Annotated in this window: 20 protein-coding genes; 9 read left to right on the top strand and 11 right to left on the bottom strand. The window is 63.1% G+C overall.

Going from position 1 to position 21,855, the window contains the following annotated elements:
- Positions 1–3: 3 nt before the first annotated feature.
- Positions 4–291: an acyl carrier protein gene (locus OWC48_RS00820; protein WP_007592476.1), complete on the bottom strand. Its 288-nt coding sequence runs from the start codon at positions 289–291 to the stop codon at positions 4–6.
- A gap of 210 nt (positions 292–501) precedes the next feature.
- Positions 502–843 carry a hypothetical protein gene (locus OWC48_RS00815; RefSeq protein ID WP_282518219.1) on the bottom strand — a complete coding sequence of 114 codons (342 nt, stop codon included), beginning with the start codon at positions 841–843 and terminating at the stop codon, positions 502–504.
- Positions 844–1,182: 339 nt separating this feature from the next.
- On the opposite strand from OWC48_RS00815, the gene OWC48_RS00810 reads away from it, so the two are divergent.
- Positions 1,183–1,812 (top strand): ParB-like protein, encoded by a 630-nt coding sequence (locus OWC48_RS00810; RefSeq protein WP_282518218.1) that lies wholly within the window; start codon positions 1,183–1,185, stop codon positions 1,810–1,812.
- A 15-nt stretch (positions 1,813–1,827) separates the two neighbouring features.
- On the opposite strand, the gene OWC48_RS00805 is transcribed toward OWC48_RS00810, so the two are convergent.
- Complete coding sequence (locus tag OWC48_RS00805; protein ID WP_166352319.1) at positions 1,828–1,983, bottom strand: hypothetical protein; 156 nt, start codon at positions 1,981–1,983, stop codon at positions 1,828–1,830.
- Positions 1,984–2,258: 275 nt separating this feature from the next.
- Between OWC48_RS00805 and OWC48_RS00800 the strand changes: the two genes are divergently transcribed.
- Complete coding sequence (locus tag OWC48_RS00800) at positions 2,259–2,402, top strand: hypothetical protein (RefSeq protein WP_282518217.1); 144 nt, start codon at positions 2,259–2,261, stop codon at positions 2,400–2,402.
- Between the two features lie 43 nt (positions 2,403–2,445).
- Here the strand turns inward: OWC48_RS00800 and OWC48_RS00795 are convergent, their stop codons facing one another.
- Positions 2,446–2,649, bottom strand: coding sequence for a hypothetical protein (locus OWC48_RS00795; RefSeq protein ID WP_282518216.1), 204 nt, complete (start codon positions 2,647–2,649; stop codon positions 2,446–2,448).
- 161 nt (positions 2,650–2,810) lie between these two features.
- On the opposite strand from OWC48_RS00795, the gene OWC48_RS00790 reads away from it, so the two are divergent.
- Together OWC48_RS00790 and OWC48_RS00785 are read left to right on the top strand one after the other, a co-directional pair.
- The gene (locus OWC48_RS00790; RefSeq protein WP_282518215.1) at positions 2,811–3,542 is read left to right on the top strand and encodes a Crp/Fnr family transcriptional regulator; all 732 of its coding nucleotides are present in this window, start codon (positions 2,811–2,813) and stop codon (positions 3,540–3,542) included.
- 8 nt (positions 3,543–3,550) lie between these two features.
- Positions 3,551–3,769 (top strand): DUF6894 family protein, encoded by a 219-nt coding sequence (locus OWC48_RS00785; RefSeq protein WP_282518214.1) that lies wholly within the window; start codon positions 3,551–3,553, stop codon positions 3,767–3,769.
- 20 nt (positions 3,770–3,789) lie between these two features.
- Here the strand turns inward: OWC48_RS00785 and OWC48_RS00780 are convergent, their stop codons facing one another.
- From OWC48_RS00780 to OWC48_RS00760, 5 genes are all read right to left on the bottom strand, one after another.
- Positions 3,790–4,272: an MgtC/SapB family protein gene (locus OWC48_RS00780; protein ID WP_282518213.1), complete on the bottom strand. Its 483-nt coding sequence runs from the start codon at positions 4,270–4,272 to the stop codon at positions 3,790–3,792.
- A complete protein-coding gene (locus tag OWC48_RS00775) occupies positions 4,269–4,850 on the bottom strand; it encodes a peroxidase-related enzyme (RefSeq protein WP_282518212.1) in 582 nt (193 codons plus the stop codon). Before OWC48_RS00775 ends, OWC48_RS00780 begins: the two co-directional genes overlap by 4 nt.
- A gap of 111 nt (positions 4,851–4,961) precedes the next feature.
- Positions 4,962–6,740: a di-heme-cytochrome C peroxidase gene (locus OWC48_RS00770; protein ID WP_282518211.1), complete on the bottom strand. Its 1,779-nt coding sequence runs from the start codon at positions 6,738–6,740 to the stop codon at positions 4,962–4,964.
- Positions 6,741–7,022: 282 nt separating this feature from the next.
- Entirely contained in the window at positions 7,023–9,914 is a 2,892-nt protein-coding gene (locus OWC48_RS00765; protein ID WP_282518210.1) for an AAA family ATPase, read from the bottom strand.
- A 139-nt stretch (positions 9,915–10,053) separates the two neighbouring features.
- Positions 10,054–11,808 (bottom strand): ATP-binding protein, encoded by a 1,755-nt coding sequence (locus OWC48_RS00760; RefSeq protein WP_282518209.1) that lies wholly within the window; start codon positions 11,806–11,808, stop codon positions 10,054–10,056.
- A 420-nt stretch (positions 11,809–12,228) separates the two neighbouring features.
- Here OWC48_RS00760 and OWC48_RS00755 point away from each other — a divergent pair, with 420 nt between their 5' ends.
- Positions 12,229–13,197: a catechol 2,3-dioxygenase gene (locus OWC48_RS00755; RefSeq protein ID WP_282518208.1), complete on the top strand. Its 969-nt coding sequence runs from the start codon at positions 12,229–12,231 to the stop codon at positions 13,195–13,197.
- Positions 13,198–13,272: 75 nt separating this feature from the next.
- On the opposite strand, the gene OWC48_RS00750 is transcribed toward OWC48_RS00755, so the two are convergent.
- Entirely contained in the window at positions 13,273–16,800 is a 3,528-nt protein-coding gene (locus OWC48_RS00750; protein WP_282518207.1) for a molybdopterin cofactor-binding domain-containing protein, read from the bottom strand.
- Positions 16,800–17,282 carry a (2Fe-2S)-binding protein gene (locus OWC48_RS00745; protein ID WP_282518206.1) on the bottom strand — a complete coding sequence of 161 codons (483 nt, stop codon included), beginning with the start codon at positions 17,280–17,282 and terminating at the stop codon, positions 16,800–16,802. Before OWC48_RS00745 ends, OWC48_RS00750 begins: the two co-directional genes overlap by 1 nt.
- Positions 17,283–17,532: 250 nt before the next feature.
- Here OWC48_RS00745 and OWC48_RS00740 point away from each other — a divergent pair, with 250 nt between their 5' ends.
- The 4 genes from OWC48_RS00740 (at position 17,533) to OWC48_RS00725 (ending at position 21,766) form a co-directional block, all read left to right on the top strand.
- Positions 17,533–18,990, top strand: a complete 1,458-nt coding sequence (locus OWC48_RS00740) for a 6-hydroxynicotinate reductase (RefSeq protein ID WP_282518205.1) — start codon at positions 17,533–17,535, stop codon at positions 18,988–18,990.
- The gene (locus OWC48_RS00735; protein WP_282518204.1) at positions 18,987–19,883 is read left to right on the top strand and encodes a UPF0280 family protein; all 897 of its coding nucleotides are present in this window, start codon (positions 18,987–18,989) and stop codon (positions 19,881–19,883) included. Before OWC48_RS00740 ends, OWC48_RS00735 begins: the two co-directional genes overlap by 4 nt.
- 15 nt (positions 19,884–19,898) lie before the next feature.
- Positions 19,899–20,483, top strand: coding sequence for an amino acid synthesis family protein (locus tag OWC48_RS00730; RefSeq protein WP_282518203.1), 585 nt, complete (start codon positions 19,899–19,901; stop codon positions 20,481–20,483).
- Between the two features lie 80 nt (positions 20,484–20,563).
- The gene (locus OWC48_RS00725; protein ID WP_028146663.1) at positions 20,564–21,766 is read left to right on the top strand and encodes an ABC transporter substrate-binding protein; all 1,203 of its coding nucleotides are present in this window, start codon (positions 20,564–20,566) and stop codon (positions 21,764–21,766) included.
- Positions 21,767–21,855 lie beyond the last annotated feature (89 nt).

Genomic DNA, 21,855 nt, shown 5'->3' with positions numbered 1-21,855 from the left:
CGCTTAGGCGCTTGCGCCCTTGGCCGCAACCAATTCGTCGATGCGGGCGCACAGATTTTTCAGGACGAAATACTGCTCGGTGGTCGCCTTGCCGTCGTTGACCTCCTGGGTCCACTTTTCCAGCGGCAGCTTAATGCCGAACTGCTTGTCGATCGCGAACGCGATGTCCAGGAAATCGAGGCTGTCGATGCCGAGGTCATCGATGGCGTGGCTATCCGGCGTGATCGTGTCGCGCGGGATGTCGCAGGTTTCAGCGATGATCGTAGCGACCTGATCGAATGTGGAGGACATCACTAAGCCTTTGATATATTGCTGACATTTGTCTGAAGTTCCAGAGTGGAACGGTGGGTGGGCATCGCGCCCCGATGACGCCCTCAAACCCCCCTCTGGCCGGGTCGAAAGCCCATATATCGGAGCGCCGCGCTGAGTTCAATGGAGCCGGGCGGCCCCGGCGACAGGGCTGGGGATGCCGTCGGCGGGCCTTTCAGCCGGGAGACGTACCTAGATATGGGGCGTCGTGATCTTGGCGCAGTCCCGGCGGCCCATCAGCACGCAGTCCTGGGTGCGGCGCAGGTCGGCAATGCTCACCGCGAGCCAGATTCCGATTGCGGTCAGCGCGATGGTGAAGGCGAGCGCCGCGATATTGGCGAGCATGCGGTGGCGGAAATTATCCGGTTCCCGGCGGGGCTGCTCGTAGCGCGACAGGTCGAGCGGCTCGGGCGCGACGCGCAACGGCTGCACGGTGCCGCTGCCCCGTTGGACCGGCGGGGGAGACGCGTTGCGCGGCCTGAACTGGAGCACCCGGTGCTCGTCATCCGAGCTGATGGGCCGCTGTGTTTTCATGGCGCGGGGATCACTCCGAAGCAGCGGTTTTTAGATAGCATACGTCGTGAATGCCTTGCAGAAAATCTTCTCAACGCGCACGTGCATTGCGCTTTCGCACTATCTTGCATGGCATCTTTCCGGAACGGCCCGCGAACGAACGCGGCGCCGGCTGTCAGGCCGGTGACAGGATGCGGGGGTTGCGTTGCAGCAACAACCCCGAAGCACGCATCGCCGGCTCTCGTGAACATCTGCTTGTGATCTCCGCGGCCGGATCGAACGCATTTTGCCACCGCGGCGCCCATGGCATAATCAAGGGAACCGGACCACCGGTTGCAACCATGTGAGGGGCCTTCGACCATGACCACCACCAACGCACGCGAACCGAGAGTGCATCCGGTGCCGATCCTGTCGCTCCGGCCGACGCAGATGACGGTCGGCATGCGCGAGGTCAAGGAGAAGCGAAAGCGCTGGCGCGAGCACGACAAGAAGAAGCAGGCCGACCTGCTTGGCAATCACATGATCCCCGTCGTCTACGGACCGGATCAGCGCTACTACGTGATCGACCATCATCATCTCGGCCGCGCATTGCACGACGAGGGCGTCAAGGAGGTGCTGGTGACCGTGGTCGGCGACCTCAGGATGGTCGAGCGCGAGGCGTTCTGGGGCGTGATGGACAACAAGCGCTGGGTCTACCCTTACGATTCCAAGGGTGAGCGGCGGCCGTTCCGCGATCTGCCGAAATCGGTCGTCGATCTCAAGGACGATCCGTTCCGAAGCCTTGCCGGTGAGCTCCGCCGCATGGGCGGCTTTGCGAAGGACACCACCCCGTTCTCCGAATTCCTGTGGGCCGACTTTCTGCGCCGGAAACTGTCGCGCAAGGCAGTCGATGCCAATTTCGACAAGGCGCTCGAGAAGGCCCTGTCCGCAGCCAAGAGCAAGGATGCCATCTATCTGCCCGGCTGGTGCGGACCGGCGGACGAGGACTAAGCGCAACCATTCGCATCAGTCGCGCTGGAAGATCTTGGCGCCGGGGTAGACGCGCCGGGCGTAGCTTACGACCAGTGCGCGGTCCTGGGTTGCCAGGAAGGGCGTTCGGATCTGGCACGAGCCGACGACGAGGTGCCACAGACCATTGAGTTTCCGGATGACGACGTTCATTTGAGCAATCCTCGATGACTCCGCATTTCTGCGAACACTGCTTATCGCGGCAGTCTTGCGATTCATGATCGTGGTCGCTGGCGTGAAATTCCCGGTACCGCTCGCGACCGTCGCAAGACAACAGCGATTATTGTTATTTGGTTACGGCGCGCACCCCGAGAAGCCGGATCTCATCACAGCCGCTTGAGCGAAGTCATTTTCCGCAGGGATGAAACCGTCCTGAAACAGAGCCGCCCCATCTCTGTGGGGTAGTCGAGCTCACACAGGAGGCCAACATGCGCCGTCTGGTTTTCGCAATTGCCTTGCTCGCAGTCGCCACAGCAGGAATCTCGGCATCGTTTGCCGCAGTTCGCCACGCCAAGACGCTGACATTTTCCGAGCGCTTTGCTCCGGCGCTCGAGTTGATGGCGCAGCGCTAGCGACGTAGCGCCTCGCGGTCGCAGGTATGCAACGGTGCGACGATCACTTCTGATGCTGCGGGCCGGGTGGGGACAGAAGGCGTTCCATCTCGGCGGCTGCCTCGCCGTCGCGCGCCTTCTGCAACAGCGTGTGGCGTTCGGTGCCGGCTGGGAGCTTCTTGGCCGCGGCGCGGGCGTCCTGCGTGAACTTGTTCAGGCGCTGCTGGAGTGACAGGGCCGGTCGCGTGCGGTTGCGCTTCTTGGTCATGGCTGGACCTTTCCGGCGCGAAGCCCACCATGGTGAGGCGAGTGGCGTCCTTAACTTTTGTTGGAACCGGGAGCGTGGATCGCGGGTTTTTCATTGCAGCGGCGCCTCGGCGCCAAGGATTGCAATACAGGTCCCAAATGTACCGGTCGGAGCTGACCCGCGTGCCCAGCGATACGATCCGTGCTGCGCTTGTCAGGCGTTTGCGCACATCTTCAGGCATCTCGGACGACGACGTGAAGGAGATCGAGGCGCTCCCGATCGCGGTTCGTCAATACCCGGCGGAGACGCCCGTGGTCCGCGATGGCGAGCGCGCAACCGATTGCTGCCTGATCGCAGACGGCTTCTGTGCGCGTTCCAAGACGATTCCAAGCGGCAAGCGCCAGATCCTCTCCATCCACATCCCCGGTGAGATCCCCGACCTGATGAGCCTGTTCCTGCACGTGATGGATCACGACCTGTCGACGCTGACCCCGTGCACGCTCGGATTCATCAAGCACGAAACGCTGCGAAAATTGCACCAGCGCAGTCCAAGCGTCGCCGAGCTGTTCTGGCGAGACACGCTGATCGACTCCGCCATGTTCCGCGAATGGATCGTCAATGTTGGCCAGCGTCCCGCGCCCGCAAGGCTTGCCCATGTCATGATCGAGCTGCGCGAGCGTCTTCGGGTCATCGAGCGTCTGGACGGCAACAGCTTCGAGATGCCGCTGACCCAGGAGCAGATCGGCGAAGCTTTGGGCATCACGGCGGTGCACGCCAACCGCGTGATCAAGCAGTTGCGGCAGGAGGGCATCGCCGAGCTGCACCGCGGCCGCGTCACGGTGCTGGACGAGCGGAAATTTTTGGAACTTGCCGATTTCGACGGCCGTTATCTGCATCAGTCGCCGACCCTTTAAGGGGCCCGATGCCGCGATTCAACTTCGACATTCACGAGAACGGCCGTCTCATTCCGGACGACGACCGAAGAGATGAGGACGCACGCAAGGAGGCGGTGCTGACCCGCGCCTCCATCGCCCGCGATGCCTTCGCTGCCGGTAGCGCCCATCGCGTCGTCGTCGATGTCCGCGAAGAGGGAGCGCCGCCGCTGAAGGTTTCGATTACGCTTGAGGTTGAAGAGGCCTAGGTCGGTACCGGCGCGCAACGCTACTCGTGCGGCGTCTCTGCCTCGCGCGGGCCGCCTTTGCCGCCGAGCATGCGGTGCAACCGCCGCTCGATGTGGCGGCCCACCGTCAACAGCACGAAGGCGAGGGCCAGCGCGACGGTGACGATCTTCCACTGTCCGGCACCGCAGACGATGCCGATGCAGGCCGCGAGAAAGGTGCAGGCGGCGCTGGTCAGCCCGCGGACGCGAAATCCGATGCTCTGATGCACGATGACGCCGGCACCGAGAAAGCCGATGCCGGTGAGGATGCCCTGGATGACGCGGCTTGCGGCATCGGCGACCCTGGTTGGTTCGGCGAGCTGCAGGGCGAGCAGAACCACGGTCGCCGTGGAGAGCCCGACGATGCCGAGCGTCTTCAGCCCGATCGGCTTGCCGTGCAGGTCGCGGTCGAGGCCGATCGCGCCGGCGGCGACGGTCGCGGCACCGAGACGAGCAAGGATTTCGGGCCAGTCGAGCTCCGTCATTTTTTCGGCAAACGCCCCATCAGGTAAAACTCCTCGTTCGGCCTCATGCCGGTGAAGTTTGCCAGCCGATTGGACAGCGCGAAGAAGGCCGAGATTGCGGCGATGTCCCAGATGTCGTCGTCGCTGAAGCCGTGCGGCGCGAGCGCCGCGAAGTCCTCCTCGGAGACGCGCTGCGCGTCGGCCGAAACCTTCATCGCGAAATCGAGCATCGCCTTTTGCCGCGGCGTGATGTCGGCCTTGCGGTAGTTCACAGCGACCTGGTCGGCGATCACAGGGTTCTTGGCGCGAATGCGCAGGATCGCGCCGTGCGCGATCACGCAATACTGGCACTGGTTGGCCGCCGAGGTCGCGACCACGATCATCTCGCGCTCGGCCTTGGTGAGGCCGCCGTCCTTCTCCATCAGCGCATCATGATAGGCGAAGAACGCGCGGAACTCGTCGGGCCGGTAGGCCAGCGTCAGGAACACGTTCGGCACGAAGCCGCTCTTCTCCTGCACGGCGAGCAGGCGCGTGCGGATGTCGTCGGGGAGTGTGTCGAGGGCGGGTGCGGGGAAGCGTTTTGAGGGAGGAGGAGACATGACGATGTTCCGGATCGGGTTCTCGGGGAACGCGGAACATAGTCGATCGCAGTCCTTCGCGCAAAGCGCTTGCGCGGACTACATCTTCTAGCGCAGACAGAGTCGAGGCTGTCAAAGAGTCTTCAAATATTCGAGGAGTGCCTTCTTTTCGTCGTCGCTCAAGCTCGTGCCATAGTCATGCCCGCATCGGCTGTTTCCTGAATTGAGGTCATTGCAATCGGTGACTGGACGAGTTGGCCCCTCTTGTGTGACGTCAAGACCAACATTTTTGATGTCGTATCTCGCGCCAACTTTGAACTGTGACATGCGCTTCGCAGGCGGTACGAGCAATTCCGCCAATGTCGGCACCGAGCCGTTGTGCAAGTAAGGCGCCGCGGCCCAAATTCCCTCCAGCACGCGAGCTTCATACTTGCCTCTCTTGAGGGTGCGCCTGAAAAACGTCCAAGGCTCGATTGTCAGGCTGTCCGGCGCTCCCGATGGTTGCGCGCTGGGCGGTTCGGTGGAGGCCCGTGCCGGAGCCGGAGACGCTGGCAACGGAGACTTGGGTGCGGAGCGCGCCATTGGCCCGTTGCGAGGCAAGGAGGAGCCAAAGCCGTCACCAGCACCGAGCTCGCTCCCTAAAGACAGCTTATAGTTCAGAATCGTGCCGGCGACTGCGCTAAACATCATGTGGACGGCATAATCCTCTTCCTTGAGATCCCTGGCGACCCCCAGGGTGCCTGCTCCCTTCAGCGCGCCGGTCTTCACTCTCCAACCGAGCTCATCGAATTGACGAGTGTCGGTGCCGACGTTCTTGAGCGGCGTCTCCCACGTCGTAGCAAAAAAGTCACGCAGGGCGTGTATCTCCTTCTTCTTGTGACACCCCTCGCTGCAGTGTCTTTCGTAGAGTTTTTGACCGTCGTCAGCCAGTTTCGAGTCGATAGGCCATTCCCGTGGCCATTTTGGCGGACCCATCTTCAAGATCAATTTCTCGAGTCTTTCCAGCCCATCGAAGTTGATGGAGTTGGCGTAGTCCAAGAATAAGCCGGACGAACGCTTTGGTTCAAAGTTGGCGAACGCCAGAGCTTGCCCGGTGTTCCGGGCAAGTGCAAAAACGCGGTTTCCATTCGACACAAAACCGGCCCAGTCGGTTTGGTTCTGCATCGGTGTGTTCCACAGGAAAGGATACCGCACCGGAGCGTCGGCAATCCTCATGTTGTCCTTGATCAAAAAATCAGGCGGCGGCCCGACGTCGGTGCCGGATATGCGGTTGAAGATGATTCCGACGGCGTCCAGCCGCCCAGGCCCCCAGCCAACAGGCGGCAATGTACCGGCCACGAATGCATGGAAGCGCAGGTGCCATGCATCAACCCTCTGACGTAGTGCGTCAACATCGGCATCAGAAGGTGTCGCAGGTTGGGAGACGGCCGCAGCAAATGCAGCGAATGCCGTCTTGCTGGCGGTTGCGTCTCCTACCGCCTTGTCCAGGTCGCTCAGGAACTCCTGGAAATCCATAAAGGCCGGACCGCCATCGATGCGGTACGTCTTGCCCTCCACTTCAACCTGCCGCGTGTGACACGCGGAGCATGTTATCCCGACCATCTGGGACTCTGCGGGACCTGTGGTGTGGAGGCCGACGGGGAGGTTGGCCTTGTCGCCCGGATTTGGGAGAAAGCCGTATCGGGCCAGACCGTCCGAGAGGAACGGTTGTCCGTCCTTCGCTTTCAATGCCCGTAACCAGGTGAGGTTGATTAAGCGGGAGCCTTGGTCGCGCGTGTAGTAGTCGGCCCTGTCTTCCGCTGTCCAATACGGGCCTTGGTCGACATATATTGGATCGCCGAGAGCGGTCTCAATTCCCGAACTTGCGGCGACGACCAGCGCAATGCGAATGAGGAAAGCGACACGACGCATCGCATGACCCTCCATGAACTACAATTGAACCACCCGTTGTCTCGAAACCAGAATCTGTCGAGATATGCGCAGCTGGGCGAGAGAAAGTAACGCAGCTCGCCCGGTGGCGACGAGAGCTGTCAGAAATAGCCGTCCGATGCTCGAGATTGTACTTCTTGGCAAAGTCCCGTCAAGGTCGTTGCTCCGGGCCGGAGCCCCGGATGGCATGCCACGCCCATTGAAGCGCGGCGGCCCGCGAAATGGGCCCCGGTAAACTGGTGTGTCTCGACCCGAGCGGCCTTGCTAAACCGCGAGCCGGGATCCGTCCCAGGCAACAATGCCAAACTGATCGCAAATCGCGTGCATCTCGGCGAGATCCTCAACGACGCGGGCGGTGCCAGGCTTCGCCTCGGCGAACAGTCGCGCCCTCAGGCCAAGACATTCTACAATCAGCCATGGATTCCTGATGGTCCTGGCGATGGAAAGAGCATCATCCAAGGCGCTCAGGCCACGTTCGGATTTCCCGTCCCGAACGAGAGCCTCAGCATAACCCGCATAGAGAAGGCAGAGCTCGATCTGGCCTGTCCGCAGATGCGTGCCGCTCTCCATACAAGCGTCTATCAGGTCGACGGCCTGATGTGCCTGGCCTGTTCGTGCCAGAGCGGTCGCCATTGCTCCGGTCAGGTTGGCCTTGCTGGCATCGTACCCGTTACGTTCGACGATCTCCCTTGCGATCGACAAGCATTCCACAGCCTGGTCATTTCGATGGAGCATGAGGAGATTTCGCCCCATCGTAATGCGGGCGAGCACTTGCCCATATGAATCCTGTTCACGAACTGCGATCTCCAATGCACGCAATGCGAATCCGAGCGCCTCCGCATATTGACCTGTTGCATTCATGAACCAGCTCCTGAATGCCAAAACCGTGCATTTTGGACCGGCCGGTGTCCCGAGGCGGGCAGTCTCGAGTTCTCCTGTGAGCATTTCATTCAGTTCGTCCATCGCCGCAATCGCGCGATGGACATGGCCCATGCTGTGCAACACATTTGCCATGATGGTCTGATTTGAAAATATGAGTGCGGTCGATTTCAGCGCTCGAGCTGTTCTCAATCCCTCGCTCGTTATTTGCAGCCCTTCTTCATACCGGCCCTCAAACCAGTAGACCATTCCGAGTTGCGACTGGACGCTGCACACGTGAGCAATCCTGCCTTGGCGCCGCGCCAGCTCCAACGTTCGTGGCAAATGCATATTTACTTTTTTGAATTCGCCGAGTTGCAGCATCGAAGCGAAGCTCATTCGACCGAAGTCGACATATTTTTCTTCGGCGGCTTCCCCAAGACGCTCGATGAGCTTGAGCGCCCGGTCGTATATCAAGCTGAGCGATGAGGCTGCGGCGTTCCGGCGCGCTTCGACGGCAGCCTCCCAGAGATAGCCAAGTGCAGCACCAGAATCTCCGGCTTCCTCTGCATGAAAGGCCAACTGTTCGTAACGGCCATCCAGATTCGGGTAACGCCGCACGATTGCCTGGACAGCGGCCTGGTGGATTTCCAGACGCCGGCCACGCGGTATCGTGTTTGCACAGGCCTCGGCGATGATCTGATGCCGGAAACGCACGGAGTTACCCGCAAGCGGATGGACAAAAGCAAATCGGGCAAGCTCGAACAATGCAGTCAGCAGCTCGCCTACGTCCACGCCGAGCACCGTCGTAGCCAATTGGATTTCGACCTCCTCTCCCAGCAGGCTAAGCGTCTGCGCGAATGTCTTCATCTTCGGAGAAAGCCGTTGCAGCCGCGCATGAATCACGGACTCGACGCTCTGAGGCAGTTGTTCGCTCGTTGCGTTCGTCGCGTCCGCCGAACGCAAGAACTCTTCCAATACGAAGGGGACGCCGTCAGCGCGATCGATCGCTCTCGCAAACACGGTCGGGGATCGAGTTTTCGGCCACAATTGGCGTCCCAAAGCCTCCATGCAGGCCCGCGACAGCGGTTGCAGATGAATGAGCGAGTCCGCAATCTCCATGGCCTGGTCTGATGATTCCGGACGTCCGGTCAGCAATATGCAAAGCGGCTGCGGGGTACTTGCGCGCGCGAGTAATTTCAGGAAATGGCGGCTTTCCGGATCGATCCACTGGAGGTCTTCGATCAGCAAGAGAGTTGGTCTACTTAGCGCCAATGCGAGGAAGGCATTGACAAGTGCGCGTGCAATTTGCGTTTGCGTATTGTCGGTCAATCGTTGGCGAGAGGACGCTTTTCCAACGATGAACAGGGCTTCGAGCTTTCTGCGATCGCCTGCCTCGACGTGCAGTTCCGCGAGAGCCTTCCGAATATGTTCATCCGACGATGAGTTGTTTGCAGCGAGCATGTCGCCCACCAACGTGCGGGCGGCGGCGAATGCGGTGGCACGTCTCTGCACGCCGCCATAAAAGACGCAACACCTCACGTCGGATGTCAGTGCCTCGGTCATTACGGCTGTCGCAAGGCGGCTCTTGCCGATACCTGGTTCGCCCAGCAGGGCGACGGAGCAGCTTTTGGCGCCCGGGCGCGGGAGTAGCCCCCGAAGCGCCGCAAGCTCGTCGACCCGATTCACGATCGGATTTTGATAGCGGCTGGCGATTTCGTTGTGATCGACATCGTCCGGCCGGGCAATCAGCGTGTAGGCCTCGATGACCCGATCGGCGATTCCCGAAGTCGTCTTGTGTGCCGTAAGGTCGAGTGGCGATCGGCACAGCTTTGCGGTTTCGGCGCTTACCCTGATCTCGTCTGCCGCCGCTTCCTGCTGCAGCTTGGCAGCGACGTGCACGGTCGCTCCGGAAACGTCGAAGCGGGCGATGGCGTTTTTGCCGCCTATGCGTAAGCCGACCAGGCCGGAGTGAAGTCCGACGCGAAAATTGACCGGATCTCCCCTGGGGCCGGTCGACTGGCTATGACTCTGAATGTCCCAGGCTGCGATGCACGCACGATCCGCATGATCCTCATATGCGGTTGGCCAGCCGAATATGGCAATGCCACCGTCTCCCGCATAGTGGACAATCTGTCCCCCGAGACGCTCCACGGAACTGCGGATGTGATCCAGCCAATGGTCCAAAAACGCTTGAGCTTCATCGGGGTCGCAAGCCGCGATGTGGCGAGTTGAACCCACCATGTCGACGGCGAGCACCGTTATGATGTTGCGATCCGCAATATTGGCACCGCCCACGGACATCCTCGCGCCCCGCGTGCTCAAACCGGCTCCAAAGCCAAGGGTAGCACGAAGGACAAGCCTTGGGCTATCCGCGAGACGCGGCCTTGAGCCGCGATATCCGGGGCATTCCCCGTCGCGCCCAGCCGCGCCGTCTTTACCGCAGTGGCTTCTTCAGCAGCGAGAAGCGGTCCGGGTCCAGCCCCATCGAGGGCTGCAGCATCGGCGCTTCGGCGGTCGCGAGCGTCTTTGCGGGCGGCTGCGAAAACACCGGGTCGTTCGGCGCGTCGCGTTGCGAGGTGGCGCCGCGCCAGCGTTCGAGCACGGCGCCGACGAAATGCATGTCGTGACCGGAGGTGACCGACGGCACGCTTGAGATGGTGGCTTCGCCGCGCGGCAATTGATGCGGCGGCACTTCCTTGAAGCGCAGGCGGGTCGGCAGTGCGACGCCTTCGCCGAACGCCAGCACCTCGCGGGTGCCGAGCGATGGCACGAAGGACAGCAGGTTCGCGGCGGCATCCGACACCGCGGCGCGCAGCAGCGCCTGGTCGCGCTCGTTGGCCAGACGCATCGTGAACAGCGTGTTGCACTGGGAGATGATGGTGGCGTCGAGCTCGGCCGGACGTTGGGTGATGAGGCCGAGATAGACGCCGTATTTGCGGCCTTCCTTGGCGATGCGCGACACCGCCTTGCGGGTCGGCCCGAAGCCGACATTGCGGTCGGCCGAGGCGTAGCGGTGCGCCTCTTCGCAGACGAACAGCATCGGCGACACGCCGTCGCTCCACAGGCCGAAGTCGAAGGCCATGCGGCACAGCACCGAGACAACGGAATCGATGACCTCGGCCGGGAAGCCGGCGAGCTGCATCACTGTCATCGGCTTGCCGTTGGCGGGCAGGCGGAACAGATGGCTGATCACCTCGGCCATGGTGTCGCCGCCGACATTGGCGTTGTCGAACATGAAGGCGTAGCGCGGGTCGTTGCGGACGGCCTCGATGCGCGAGATCAGCTTGTGATAGATGATGCGCGAGGAGCGGTTTTCCAGCTTGCCCATGCGCTCGTCGATCAGCGAGATCAAATCGACCAGGCGGTATGGCACCGGCGTATCGACGGTGAAGCCGACCTGCTTGGGATCGATGCGCTTCAGGCCGAGTCGATCGGTGTTCTGATACTGGGTGTAGATGCCCTTGGCGATCGGGATCACCTCGGCGAGAACGTCGAGCTCCTCGGGCACGCCGGCGCGGCCGCCGAACAGCACGTCGACGATCTCTTCAAAGTTGAACAGCCAGAACGGCAGCTTCAGGTTTCGCGGGTTGAGCACCAGCGCGCGGTCGCCGAAGCAGCGGCCATATTCGTTGTGCACGTCGAGCAGGAAGATGCGCAGGTTCGGGCGTGATTTCAGGATTTCGTTGAGCAGCAGCGACACGCCGGTGGATTTGCCGACGCCGGTCGATCCCAGCACCGCGAAATGCTTGGAGAGCATTTCCTCGACGTCGACATAGGCGACGACGGAGCGGTCCTGCTGGAGGAAGCCGACATTGATCTGGTCCGATCCGGTCGGCGCGTAGATCGTGCGCAGCTCCTGGCTCGTGATCAGGTCGACGGAATCGCCGATGGTCGGATAGTTGGTGACGCCGCGCTGAAACTTGGCCTTGTCGGCGGCATTGTGGATTTCGCCGAGCAGGTCGACCGACGCGATGGCGATGTAGTCGGAGCTCGAGAGGTTCTCGCAGGACACCTCGGTGATCATGGCGACGATCACCGAGCTGGCGCAGCGGATGCTGACGAACCGGCCGACCGTGGCCCGAATTTCCGAGATCGGCATCTGGCTTGCCGCCAGCAGCCCGACCCGAGCGAGCGACCCGCGTACCGAAATCACGCGTCCAAAGGATGTCACGATGAATGAACCTGGCATGAGCAAGAGATTTAACCCTGACTATGCGTGCCGCGGCTGGACAAACGGTTAAACGGCAGGCGCGGGGGCTTTGTTAAATCTGCGACAATTCGGTTGAGAGATTTGCTCCTAATGCATACTTGCGGGCGGAATCGGTAGGGGAATGCCGCTTTTCTAGGCCGATAGGCCCGACAGCGCTTAAGGAAGATTTTACCATTCGGTCAGTCGGTCCGCCCTTCGGGGATGGAGGTCATCCCGGCTGGCGCGTCACTCGATCCGGGCGGCCATGTTTTGATTTGTTGACGGGAGCTAATCATTTGTACATTAGTACAAATGAACCGGCGGCCTGGATGCCGCCCCCGGACACTTGAGCGCGTTTGCAGCCTTGCGTCCGGTTGCGCGATCCGGTCCGGCGGATCGCAGCCACGCCTGGAGGAAAGCATGCAGCCCGAACCGATCCTCGATCTTGCTCATCTCGGCCACATGGAGCTGCTGACGCCGAAGCCCGACGAGAGCCTGAAATTCTTCGTCGACGTCATGGGCATGACCGTGAGCGGGCAGAAGGGCGAGTCGGTCTACTTGCGTGGCTGGGACGATTATGAGCGCTATTCGCTCAAGCTCACGGCGTCGAAGACGTCAGGCATGGAACATATGGCGCTGCGCGCGCGCAGCCAGCAGGCGCTGGAGCGCCGCGTCGCCGCGCTCAAAGGCTCCGGCTTCGACATCGGCTGGATCGATGGCGACATGGGGCAGGGGCCGACCTTCCGCTGCCGCGACCCCGACGGCCACATCGTCGAGCTCTATTACGAGACCGAATGGTACCAGGCGCCGCCGGAGCTGAAGCCTGCACTGAAGAACCAGGCGCAGCGCTTTCCTGCGCGCGGCGTCAACGTTCGCCGCCTCGACCATCTCAACTGCCTCGCCGTCGACATCAAGGCCAACCGCGAGTTCTTCGAGAACTATCTCGGCTGCCGCCTCACCGAGCAGATCGTGCTCAACGACGGGCGGGAAGCGGCGATGTGGATGACGATGTCGAACAAGAGCTACGATTTCGCCTATTCGCTCGACCATTCCGGCACGCCCGGCCGCTTCCACCATGTCACCTACGCGCTCGACAGCCGCGAGGAGATTTTGCGCGCCGCCGATATTTTTCTGGAGAACGGCGTGCACATCGAGACCGGCCCGCACAAGCACGCGATCCAGCAGACCTTCTTCCTCTATGTCTACGAGCCCGGCGGCAATCGCGTCGAAGTCGCCAATGCCGGCGCGCGCCTCATCCTCGCACCCGACTGGAAGCCGATCGTGTGGACGGAAGAAGAGCGCAAGAAGGGCCAGGCGTGGGGATTGAAGACGATCGAGTCGTTCCACACCCACGGCACGCCGCCGGTAGAGGCGAAGAAGCACGGCTAGAGCATGACCCGGACCCGAAGGGCCGCGTTAGCGCAAAGTGTGAAGCAGTTTTCCGATTAGGTCATGCTCCAAAAATCAATGCGTTGAGCTGCGCACCCGTGCGATCGTCTCGCGGACGCCGGTCCACGCCGGCTTGTCCGGCGCGAACTGCTTGCGCAGGAAGCTGACGAGTTCGTCGACCTGCGCATCGCTCATGCTGTTCTTGAAGGCTGGCATGTAGCCGAGATCGCTCGACACCGGCTCGGCGATGCCGTGCAGGACGACCTGCACGAGATTGTCCGATGTCGCGCTGTGCAGATTGCTGTTGAGCGCGAGCGAGGGCCGAGTTCCGAACAGCGGCAGGCCGCCGACCTCGTGGCAGACGGCGCACGCGCCCTGATAGATCCGCGCGCCGGTGGAGGGCGCCACCGTGACCTGCGTTGAGCCTTCAAGCTTTGCGGCAAGTGCGTCCTGGCCCCGCGCATCGATCGCGGTGTCGTTGAACGAGTTGAGATAGACCGCCATCGCGCGGATGTCGGGGTCCGGCAGGGCCTTGAGGTCCTTGACGATAGGCGCCATCGGGCCAGCCGCGACACCGTGATAGCGCGAATGGCCGGTGCGCAAATAGGCGAAAAGCTCGTCCTCGCTCCATGGGATCGGCGCGCGTGAGAGCGACGTCAGCGCCGGCGCTTCCCAGCCTTCGGCAAATCCGCCCGCGAGATAGGCATTGCGTTGCTCCGCACCAAGCGCGTTGCGCGGCGAATGACACGCGCTGCAATGGCCGAGGCTCTCGACGAGATAGGCGCCGCGATTCCACTGTTCGGATTTGGCGGGATCGGGCTTGAACTCTTGCGTGTGTTGGAACAGCGCGTTCCAGCCTGCGAGCAGCGGGCGGAGGTTGAACGGGAAGGCGAGCGCATTCGCCGGTGTCGTCGCACGCACCGCAGGCTGCGCCATCAGAAAGGCGTAGAGCGCCTGCATGTCGGCATCGCCAGTCTTGGCGAAATGGGTGTAGGGGAAGGCGGGATAGAGCTGCCGTCCGTCACGATGAAGCCCGTCGCGCATCGCGCGCTCGAAGGCGGGGTAGGACCAGGCGCCGATGCCGGTCTCGACGTCCGGGGTGATGTTGGTCGCGTAGATCGTGCCGAACGGCGTCTGTAGCGCACGGCCGCCGGCGTTCACCGCGCCGCCGATCATGGTGTGGCACTCCGCGCAATTGCCGAGTGCTGCAAGCTGCTCTCCGCGCGCGATCGTCGCCGCGGAATAGACCAATGGATCGGGACGTGCGATCGGCGCGATCGCGCGCCCGGGCAGGAGGGCAGCGCCGACGCCGATCGCGGCGGTGCAGACGGCCGCAATCGTCGCGAAGATGCCGGCGCGCTTGGCGAACGGATTCTGCCAGATGCGAGATGGATGCGGCGTAGCGGGTGCGGGCAGGGCTTGCGGCACGGGCGATGTTTCACCGTGCAATCCCTTCAAGATGCGTTCCGGCGTGAACGGCGGCTCGCGGAAGCGCACGCCGGTGGCATCGAAGATCGCGTTGGCGATCGCGGCTGCGCTCGGCACCGAGGCGGACTCGCCGACGCCGAGCGGCGGCTGGTCCTGACGCGGCAACATCAGTACGTCGATCTTGGGTACGTCGGGGAAGGGGATGATCGGATAGGCGCCCCATTCGCGCGCCGCCACTGCGCCGCGCTCGAACGAAACCTCCTCCATCAGCGCGCGGCTGGTGGACTGGATGACGTTGCCGTGGATCTGGTGACGCACGCCGTCCGGATTGATCATCAGGCCGGAGTCCTGCCCGGCGACGACGCGCGTGACGCTGACATCGCCCGTCGCTTTGTTCACGGCTACGTCGGCAACCCAGGCCGACCACGCCGCGCCATAGCCGGGAAACTTGCTGTGGACATAGAGCGCATAGGCAAATCCGCGCCCGTGCACGACGTCGCCATCTTTCTCTTCGCGGACCGGCCGGGGCGTCCAGCCCGCGCGCTCGGCCACCGCATTGACGAGATCGACGGCGCGCTGGTCCTTCAGGTAACGCAGGCGGTATTCGATGGGATCGACACCGGCCTCGGTCGCGGCCTCGTCGATATAGGATTCATGTGCGAAAGTGTTCGGCAGGGCCGAGACACCGCGAAGCCAGGAGGCGCGCACGATCGGCGCCATGTCATGGGCGACGACGCGCATGTGGTCGTAGTCGTAAGGCGGAATCGCGGTGCGGTCGCCCATCTGGAGCACATCGGCCACCGGCGAGATTCGCCCCGTCAACAGCAGCGCCAGCGTTGGCGCGGCGTTCGAGGGATAGCGCGTGGCGAGATCGTAAGCAGCGATGCCGCCGTCGGCGTCGAGTCCACCATTGACATCGATGAGCTGCGCGGTGCCCTTGGGCTCCCAGGCATGCTCCTGCTCACGCGTCAGCTGCACGCGCACGGGCCGGCCGACGGCGCGCGACAGCAGCAGCGCGTCCGCAGTGACGTCATCGGCGCAGTTGCGGCCGTAGCAACCGGCGGCCTCCAGGCGGATCACCTCGATCTCGCTTTCGGGACGTTCGATCAGGAGCGCCAGATCGCTACGCAGCAGGTGCGGGTTCTGCGTGCCGGACCAGACGCGGATGTTACCGTCCTGGACATCGGCGACCGCGCAGGACGGCCCGATCGAGGCGTGCATCTGGTACGGCCACACATAAGTGCGCTGCATCGGCTTGGCCGCGCCTGATATCGCCGCGTCGACGTCGCCCTTGTCGATCAGCGTGCGCGGCGTCGATGGATTGGCGCGTAGCGCAGTCTCGACGTCGGCGAGATCGGTCAGACCGGGCGTCGGCTTCCAGCTCACCGCGAGCTGCTCCGCCGCGCGGATCGCGTTCTCCTCGCGCTCGGCGACCACGCCGACGAAATCGCCGATGCGCACGACGGCAATGATGCCGGGAATGTCGCGTACCGAGGACTCATCCACCGCGACCAGGCTGGTGCCGACGAACGGGCCGGCATCGACGCCGGCATAGGGCGGACGCACCACCCGGCCGTGCAGCATGCCTGATAGCCGGATGTCGTGCACGAAGGTCAGCTCGCCGGTCGCCTTGGCGGGCAGGTCGACGCGGGGCGTCGACTGGCCGACGATGGCGTAGTCGCCAACGGGCTTGAGCGCGACGTCGTCGGCAAGTTCGAGGCGAATGGTCTCGCCGCCGATCAATTCGCCATAGCTGACGCTGCGGTTGTGCCCGCGCACGAGGCCGTCTTCGATCTTGATCTCGCTGGCCGGCAGCTCCAGCCGCTCGGCTGCGCGCGCGATCAGGAAGTGCCGCGCCTGCGCTGCGGCCTTGCGCAGGGGGACGGCGGTGATCTGGATGGTTTCGCTGGCGATCGTCGCGCCCTGGTTCGGCACCACGGCGGTATCGCCGAGCACCACGACGACGCGCGCAAAGGACACATCCAGCTCCTCGGCGACGATCTGGCCGAGTGCGGTGCGGATCCCGGTGCCGAGATCGACATGGCCGTTATAGGCCGTGACCGATCCATCCGCGGTGATGCGGACGAAGGTCTCTGATGTGATCTCGTCCACGGTGCAGACGACGACGAGCGAACCGGACTGCCGCTCAGCTCCGTTCGAAACAGGGGAGGCCATCAATCAACGGCCTCAGTGAGCTGGCCGGATGCGCGCATCACCGCGCGCAGGATCTCGACATGCGTGCCGCAGCGGCAGAGATTGTAGCGCAGCGCCGCGAGCGCCTCCTGCTCGGTCGGTTGCGGGTTGATCGCAAGTAGAGCCTTGGTGGTCATGATCATGCCGTTGAGGCAATAGCCGCATTGCGCGGCCTGCTCGTCGATGAAGGCCTGCTGCACCGTATCCGGCTTGTCGCGCGTGCCGAGCCCTTCGAGCGTCAGGATGTCGCGGCCTGCGCAGCCGCTGACGGGAATCACGCAGGAGCGCGCAGCCTGCCCGTCGATCAGGACAGTGCAGGTGCCGCATTCGCCCAAGCCGCAGCCGTATTTCGGGCCGTTGAGCGCGAGATCGTTGCGCAGCACATAGAGCAGCGGCGTCTGCGGCGCTGCCGTGACCTCGTGGATCCTGCCGTTCACGGTGAGGCGGATCGGTGTCTGAATCATCCTCGTTCCCAAGCCCGTGGCCAAGTGCTCGTCAAAACCTACGTCGCGACGATACCGTTTGTACACAAACGTGCAAGCCGCGCATGCCGCACTGCAGCGCGACTGCCTTCTTTGTGGACAGAGCGGATAGGCAAATGGGGTTTTATGCGGCAGCCGCACCTTTTGCGCCGCACCGCCGCTTGACAGCCTTCGGGAGGGCGCGCAACATCGTTCGTATACGAATGATAACCGCAGTCGGCTGGCTTTGCACATGGTGACTGAAACGACGAGCGCCGCCATCGACAAGATCCGTTGCGATGCCTGTCCGGTGATGTGCTACATCAAGCCGGGCGCGGCGGGCGCCTGCGACCGCTATGCCAATCACGACGGCAAGCTCGTCCGCGTCGACCCGCATGTGATCCTGGAGCGCACCGTCTCGCATGGCGGCAAGCTCGTTCCGTTCAGCCGCACCGAAGACTGGGACGGCAAGATCGTCCACGAGCCCTCAACCTTTGTGACGGCGATCGGCGCGGGCACGACCTATCCCGATTACAAGCCGGCGCCTTTCATCGTCTCCGCGGAGGTCGATGGCGTCGACATGGTGACCGTGGTGACCGAGGGCATCTTCTCCTATTGCGGCATCAAGGTGAAGATCGACACCGACCGCTATCTCGGCCCGGAAACCGCGACCGTTCGCGCGCAGGGCGAGGCGGTCGGTCACGTCACGACCAGCGAATACGGCTCGCAGATGCTGTCGCTCGGCGGCGTGCATCATCTCACCGGCGGCTCCAAGAAAGAGGGCCGCGTCACCTGTGACACGCTGATGGATCTCGCCAATTGCAAGGCGGTCGAGCTGACCATCGACGGCGGCGCCAGCGTGGTGGTGCAAGCCGGCCAGCCGCCGATCGTCAACGGCATGAAAGAAGAGCGCATGCGCGTCGGCTGCGGCTCGGCGACGATCGGCATGTTCGCCAAGCAATGGCACGGCAAGGTCGATGAAGTCGTCGTCGTCGACGATCACATCACCGGCGTGCTCTCGGAGCACCAAGCCGGCAAGCTGCTCGACATCGCCGACACCGGCATCAAGATGAAGGGCCGTCGCTCGACGCCAGGCCGCTATTTCCAGGTCGCCGATCCCGGCACGGGCTGGGGCGGCACCAACATCTCCGATCCGCTGGCGATTCTCGGGCCGTTCGATGCCAAGGAAGCCAAGCCTGGTCTCTCCATGCTGATGGTCTCCACGACCGGCGAGCACTCGTCTTACTATGTGCTCGACGAAGCCCTGAAGCCGGTCGAGACCGAGATGCCTGATGACCTGAAGTTCTCGGTCGAGCGCATCCAGGAGAATTGCGAGCCGGCGCTGTGCACGGTGTTGTTCATGGCGGGTGCCGGCGGCTCCTTGCGCGCGGGCGTCACCGACAATCCGGTCCGGCTGACGCGCTCGGTGAAGGACGCGCTGACGCGCGTCACCAGCGGCGGCGCACCTGTTTATGTCTGGCCGGGCGGCGGCATCACCTACATGGTCGATGTGACGCAGATGCCTTCAGGCGCGTTCGGTTATGTGCCGACGCCGGCGCTGGTCGCGCCGATCGAGTTCACGATGAAGCTGTCGGACTATGCCGCGCTCGGCGGGCACATGGACTATGTAAAACCGCTGTCCGAGGTGCAGAACGGCGACGACGTCCGCCAATTGCCCTGGCAGAACCCGATCCCGGGGCCCCGGGCATGACCAGGCTCCCGCAAATCGCATTGCTGTCTGATGGCCGGCGGCTGCATTTGCAGGATGGACCGATTGATGTGATCGTGGAGGCGAGGGGGCGCGCGGACGCAGTGCGTGCGGCCTATGAGGCGGCGGCGCGGCGATTCACCGGACTGCTCGACGAACTCTGCGCGGAGTTGCCGGAACTGCGGACGGCCGCTGTGGGGCGGACGTCGCTGACGGGCGTGGTGGCGCGTCGGATGCACGCTGCTGTCGCACCCTATGCTGCCGATTGCTTCATTACGCCGATGGCCGCGGTTGCCGGCAGCGTTGCAGAGGAGATTCTTGGCGCCATGCTGGGCGCTGCGACGCTCGATCAGGCCTATGTCAACAATGGCGGCGATATCGCGCTGCATCTCGGCGAGGGCGAGCATTTCTCGGTCGGCCTGATGGATCGGCCCGATCGTGACGGCGTGCTGCGCAAGTTGAGGGTCTACTCAGGTGATCCCGTGCGCGGCATCGCGACCAGCGGGCGTCACGGCCGCAGCTTTTCGCTCGGCATTGCCGACGCGGTCACGGTGCTGGCTGCCACCGCATCGCAGGCCGATGCGGCCGCGACGGTCATCGCCAACGCCGTCGATCTGCCCGGGCATCCCGCCATCATCAGAAAGCCTGCGAACGAGCTTCAGCCTGACAGCGATCTCGGCGTGCGTCTCGTCACCCGCGATGTCGGTGAATTGTCGCAGAACGAGGTCGCGGCCGCGCTGGAATCTGGCGCGGAATGTGCACGGCAATTGTTCGATCGCGGATTGATCGAGGGTGCCGTGTTGCAGCTTTGTGGTGATATGCTTGTCATCGGAACCAAGGATATAGAAGAGCAACGAACGCGCCCGCTCATGCTGGAGAACGCGGTCTATGCCTGAACAGGGAAGCGAAACATGAGCGCGATCATCCGCAAGATCGTCACCGTCGTCGAAGAGACGCAGATGGAAATGGGCCGCCAGGTCTCGCCGCCGACGCGGCGTGCGGCGGCGATCGCCGTGATCGAAAATCCCTTTGCCGGCAAATATGTCGAGGATCTCTCGCCGCTGATCACGATCGGCGAGGAGCTCGGCGAGCTTCTGTCAAAGCGCGCGGTGGCGGCGCTCGGCATCGATGGCGCGAAGGCGCAGAGCTACGGCAAGGCCGCGGCGGTCGGCGAGAACGGCGAGCTGGAGCATGCAGCGGCTATCCTGCATCCGAAGATGGGCGCTCCGGTGCGCAAGGTGCTGAGCAAGGGCGCGGCGCTGATCCCGTCATCGAAGAAGCGCAGCGGCCCCGGCACGACACTGGACATTCCGCTCGGGCACAAGGACGCGGCTTTCGTGCGCAGTCACTTTGACGGCATGGAAGTGCAGATCAATGATGCGCCGCGCGCCAACGAGATCATGGTCGCAGTCGCCGTCACCGACAGCGGACGCCCGTTGCCGCGCGTCGGCGGCCTGACGGTTGCGGAAGTGAAGGGTGAAGACGGTTTGAGATAGAGTTTGAACAGGGGAGGCGGGCACAGCTTCTCCGACAAGATCACGCTGAAGACGTAGAAAGTTCAAAACTGGAGGTTGGGATGCGAGCAAGAAACACTTTTGTGGGCGCGGCCTTCGCGCTGCTGGCGGGCGGCATGGCTCATTCGGCCGTGGCGCAGGAGATCAAGATCGGCGAGATCAACAGCTACTCGCTGTTGCCGGCGTTCACCGAGCCCTATCGCAAGGGCTGGCAGCTCGCAGTCGAACAGGTCAACGCGGCCGGCGGCATCAACGGCAAGAAGCTTGTCGTCGTCTCCAAGGACGACGGCGGCAAGCCGGCCGATGCGCAGACCGCGGCCAACGAGCTCGTCTCCAGCGAGGGTGTTGCGATGCTGACGGGTACGTTCCTGTCGAACATCGGCCTCGCCGTCAGCGACTTCGCCAACCAGAAGAAGGTGTTCTTCCTCGCGGCCGAGCCGCTGACGGATGCCATCACCTGGTCCAAGGGCAACAAGTACACCTTCCGCCTGCGTCCCTCCAACTACATGCAGGCCGCGATGCTGGTGGAAGCCGCCAGCAAGCTGCCCGCCAAACGCTGGGCGACGATCGCGCCGAACTATGAATATGGTCAGTCGGCGGTTGCGGTGTTCAAGAAGCTGATGTCGGAGAAGCGCCCGGACATCCAGTGGGTCGACGAGCAGTGGCCGCCGCAGGGCAAGATCGACGCGGGTCCCGTGGTGCAGGCGGTTGCCGCAGCCAATCCCGAAGCGATCCTCAACGTCACCTTCGGCGCCGACCTCGTGAAGCTCGTGCGTGAAGGCAACACCCGCGGCCTGTTCAAGGGGCGCGAGGTCGTCTCGTTCCTGACCGGTGAGCCCGAATATCTCGATCCGCTTAAGGACGAGACCCCGGAGGGCTGGATCGTCACCGGCTATCCCTGGTACTCGATCAAGACGCCCGAGCATGACGCGTTCCTGAAGGCCTATCAGGCCAAGTACAACGATTATCCGCGCCTAGGCTCGATCGTCGGTTATCAGACCATCAAGGCGGCCGCCGCGATCCTTGCGAAGGCCGGCTCGACCGATCCGGAGAAACTGATTGCCGCGGCAGAGGGGCTGTCGATGCCGTCGCCGTTCGGCGAGATCACCTTCCGCAAGATCGACCACCAGTCGACGCTCGGTGCCTATGTCGGCAAGACCGCGCTGAAGGACGGCAAGGGCGTGATGGTGGATTCTTCTTACAAGAAGGGATCGGACTATTTGCCGAGCGACGCCGAAGTCGAGAAGCTGCGTCCGAAGGATTGATGCGAAGAGAGACCGGGGCCTCATGGTTCGAGACGCGCGGCGTTGCCGCGCTCCTCACCATGAGGGTCCCGGACCTCATCCTGAGGAGG

Origin of the sequence: Bradyrhizobium sp. Arg816 (assembly GCF_029989365.1) — a bacterium.
GTDB lineage: Bacteria > Pseudomonadota > Alphaproteobacteria > Rhizobiales > Xanthobacteraceae > Bradyrhizobium.
This window is presented reverse-complemented; position numbering and strand designations above follow the sequence as displayed.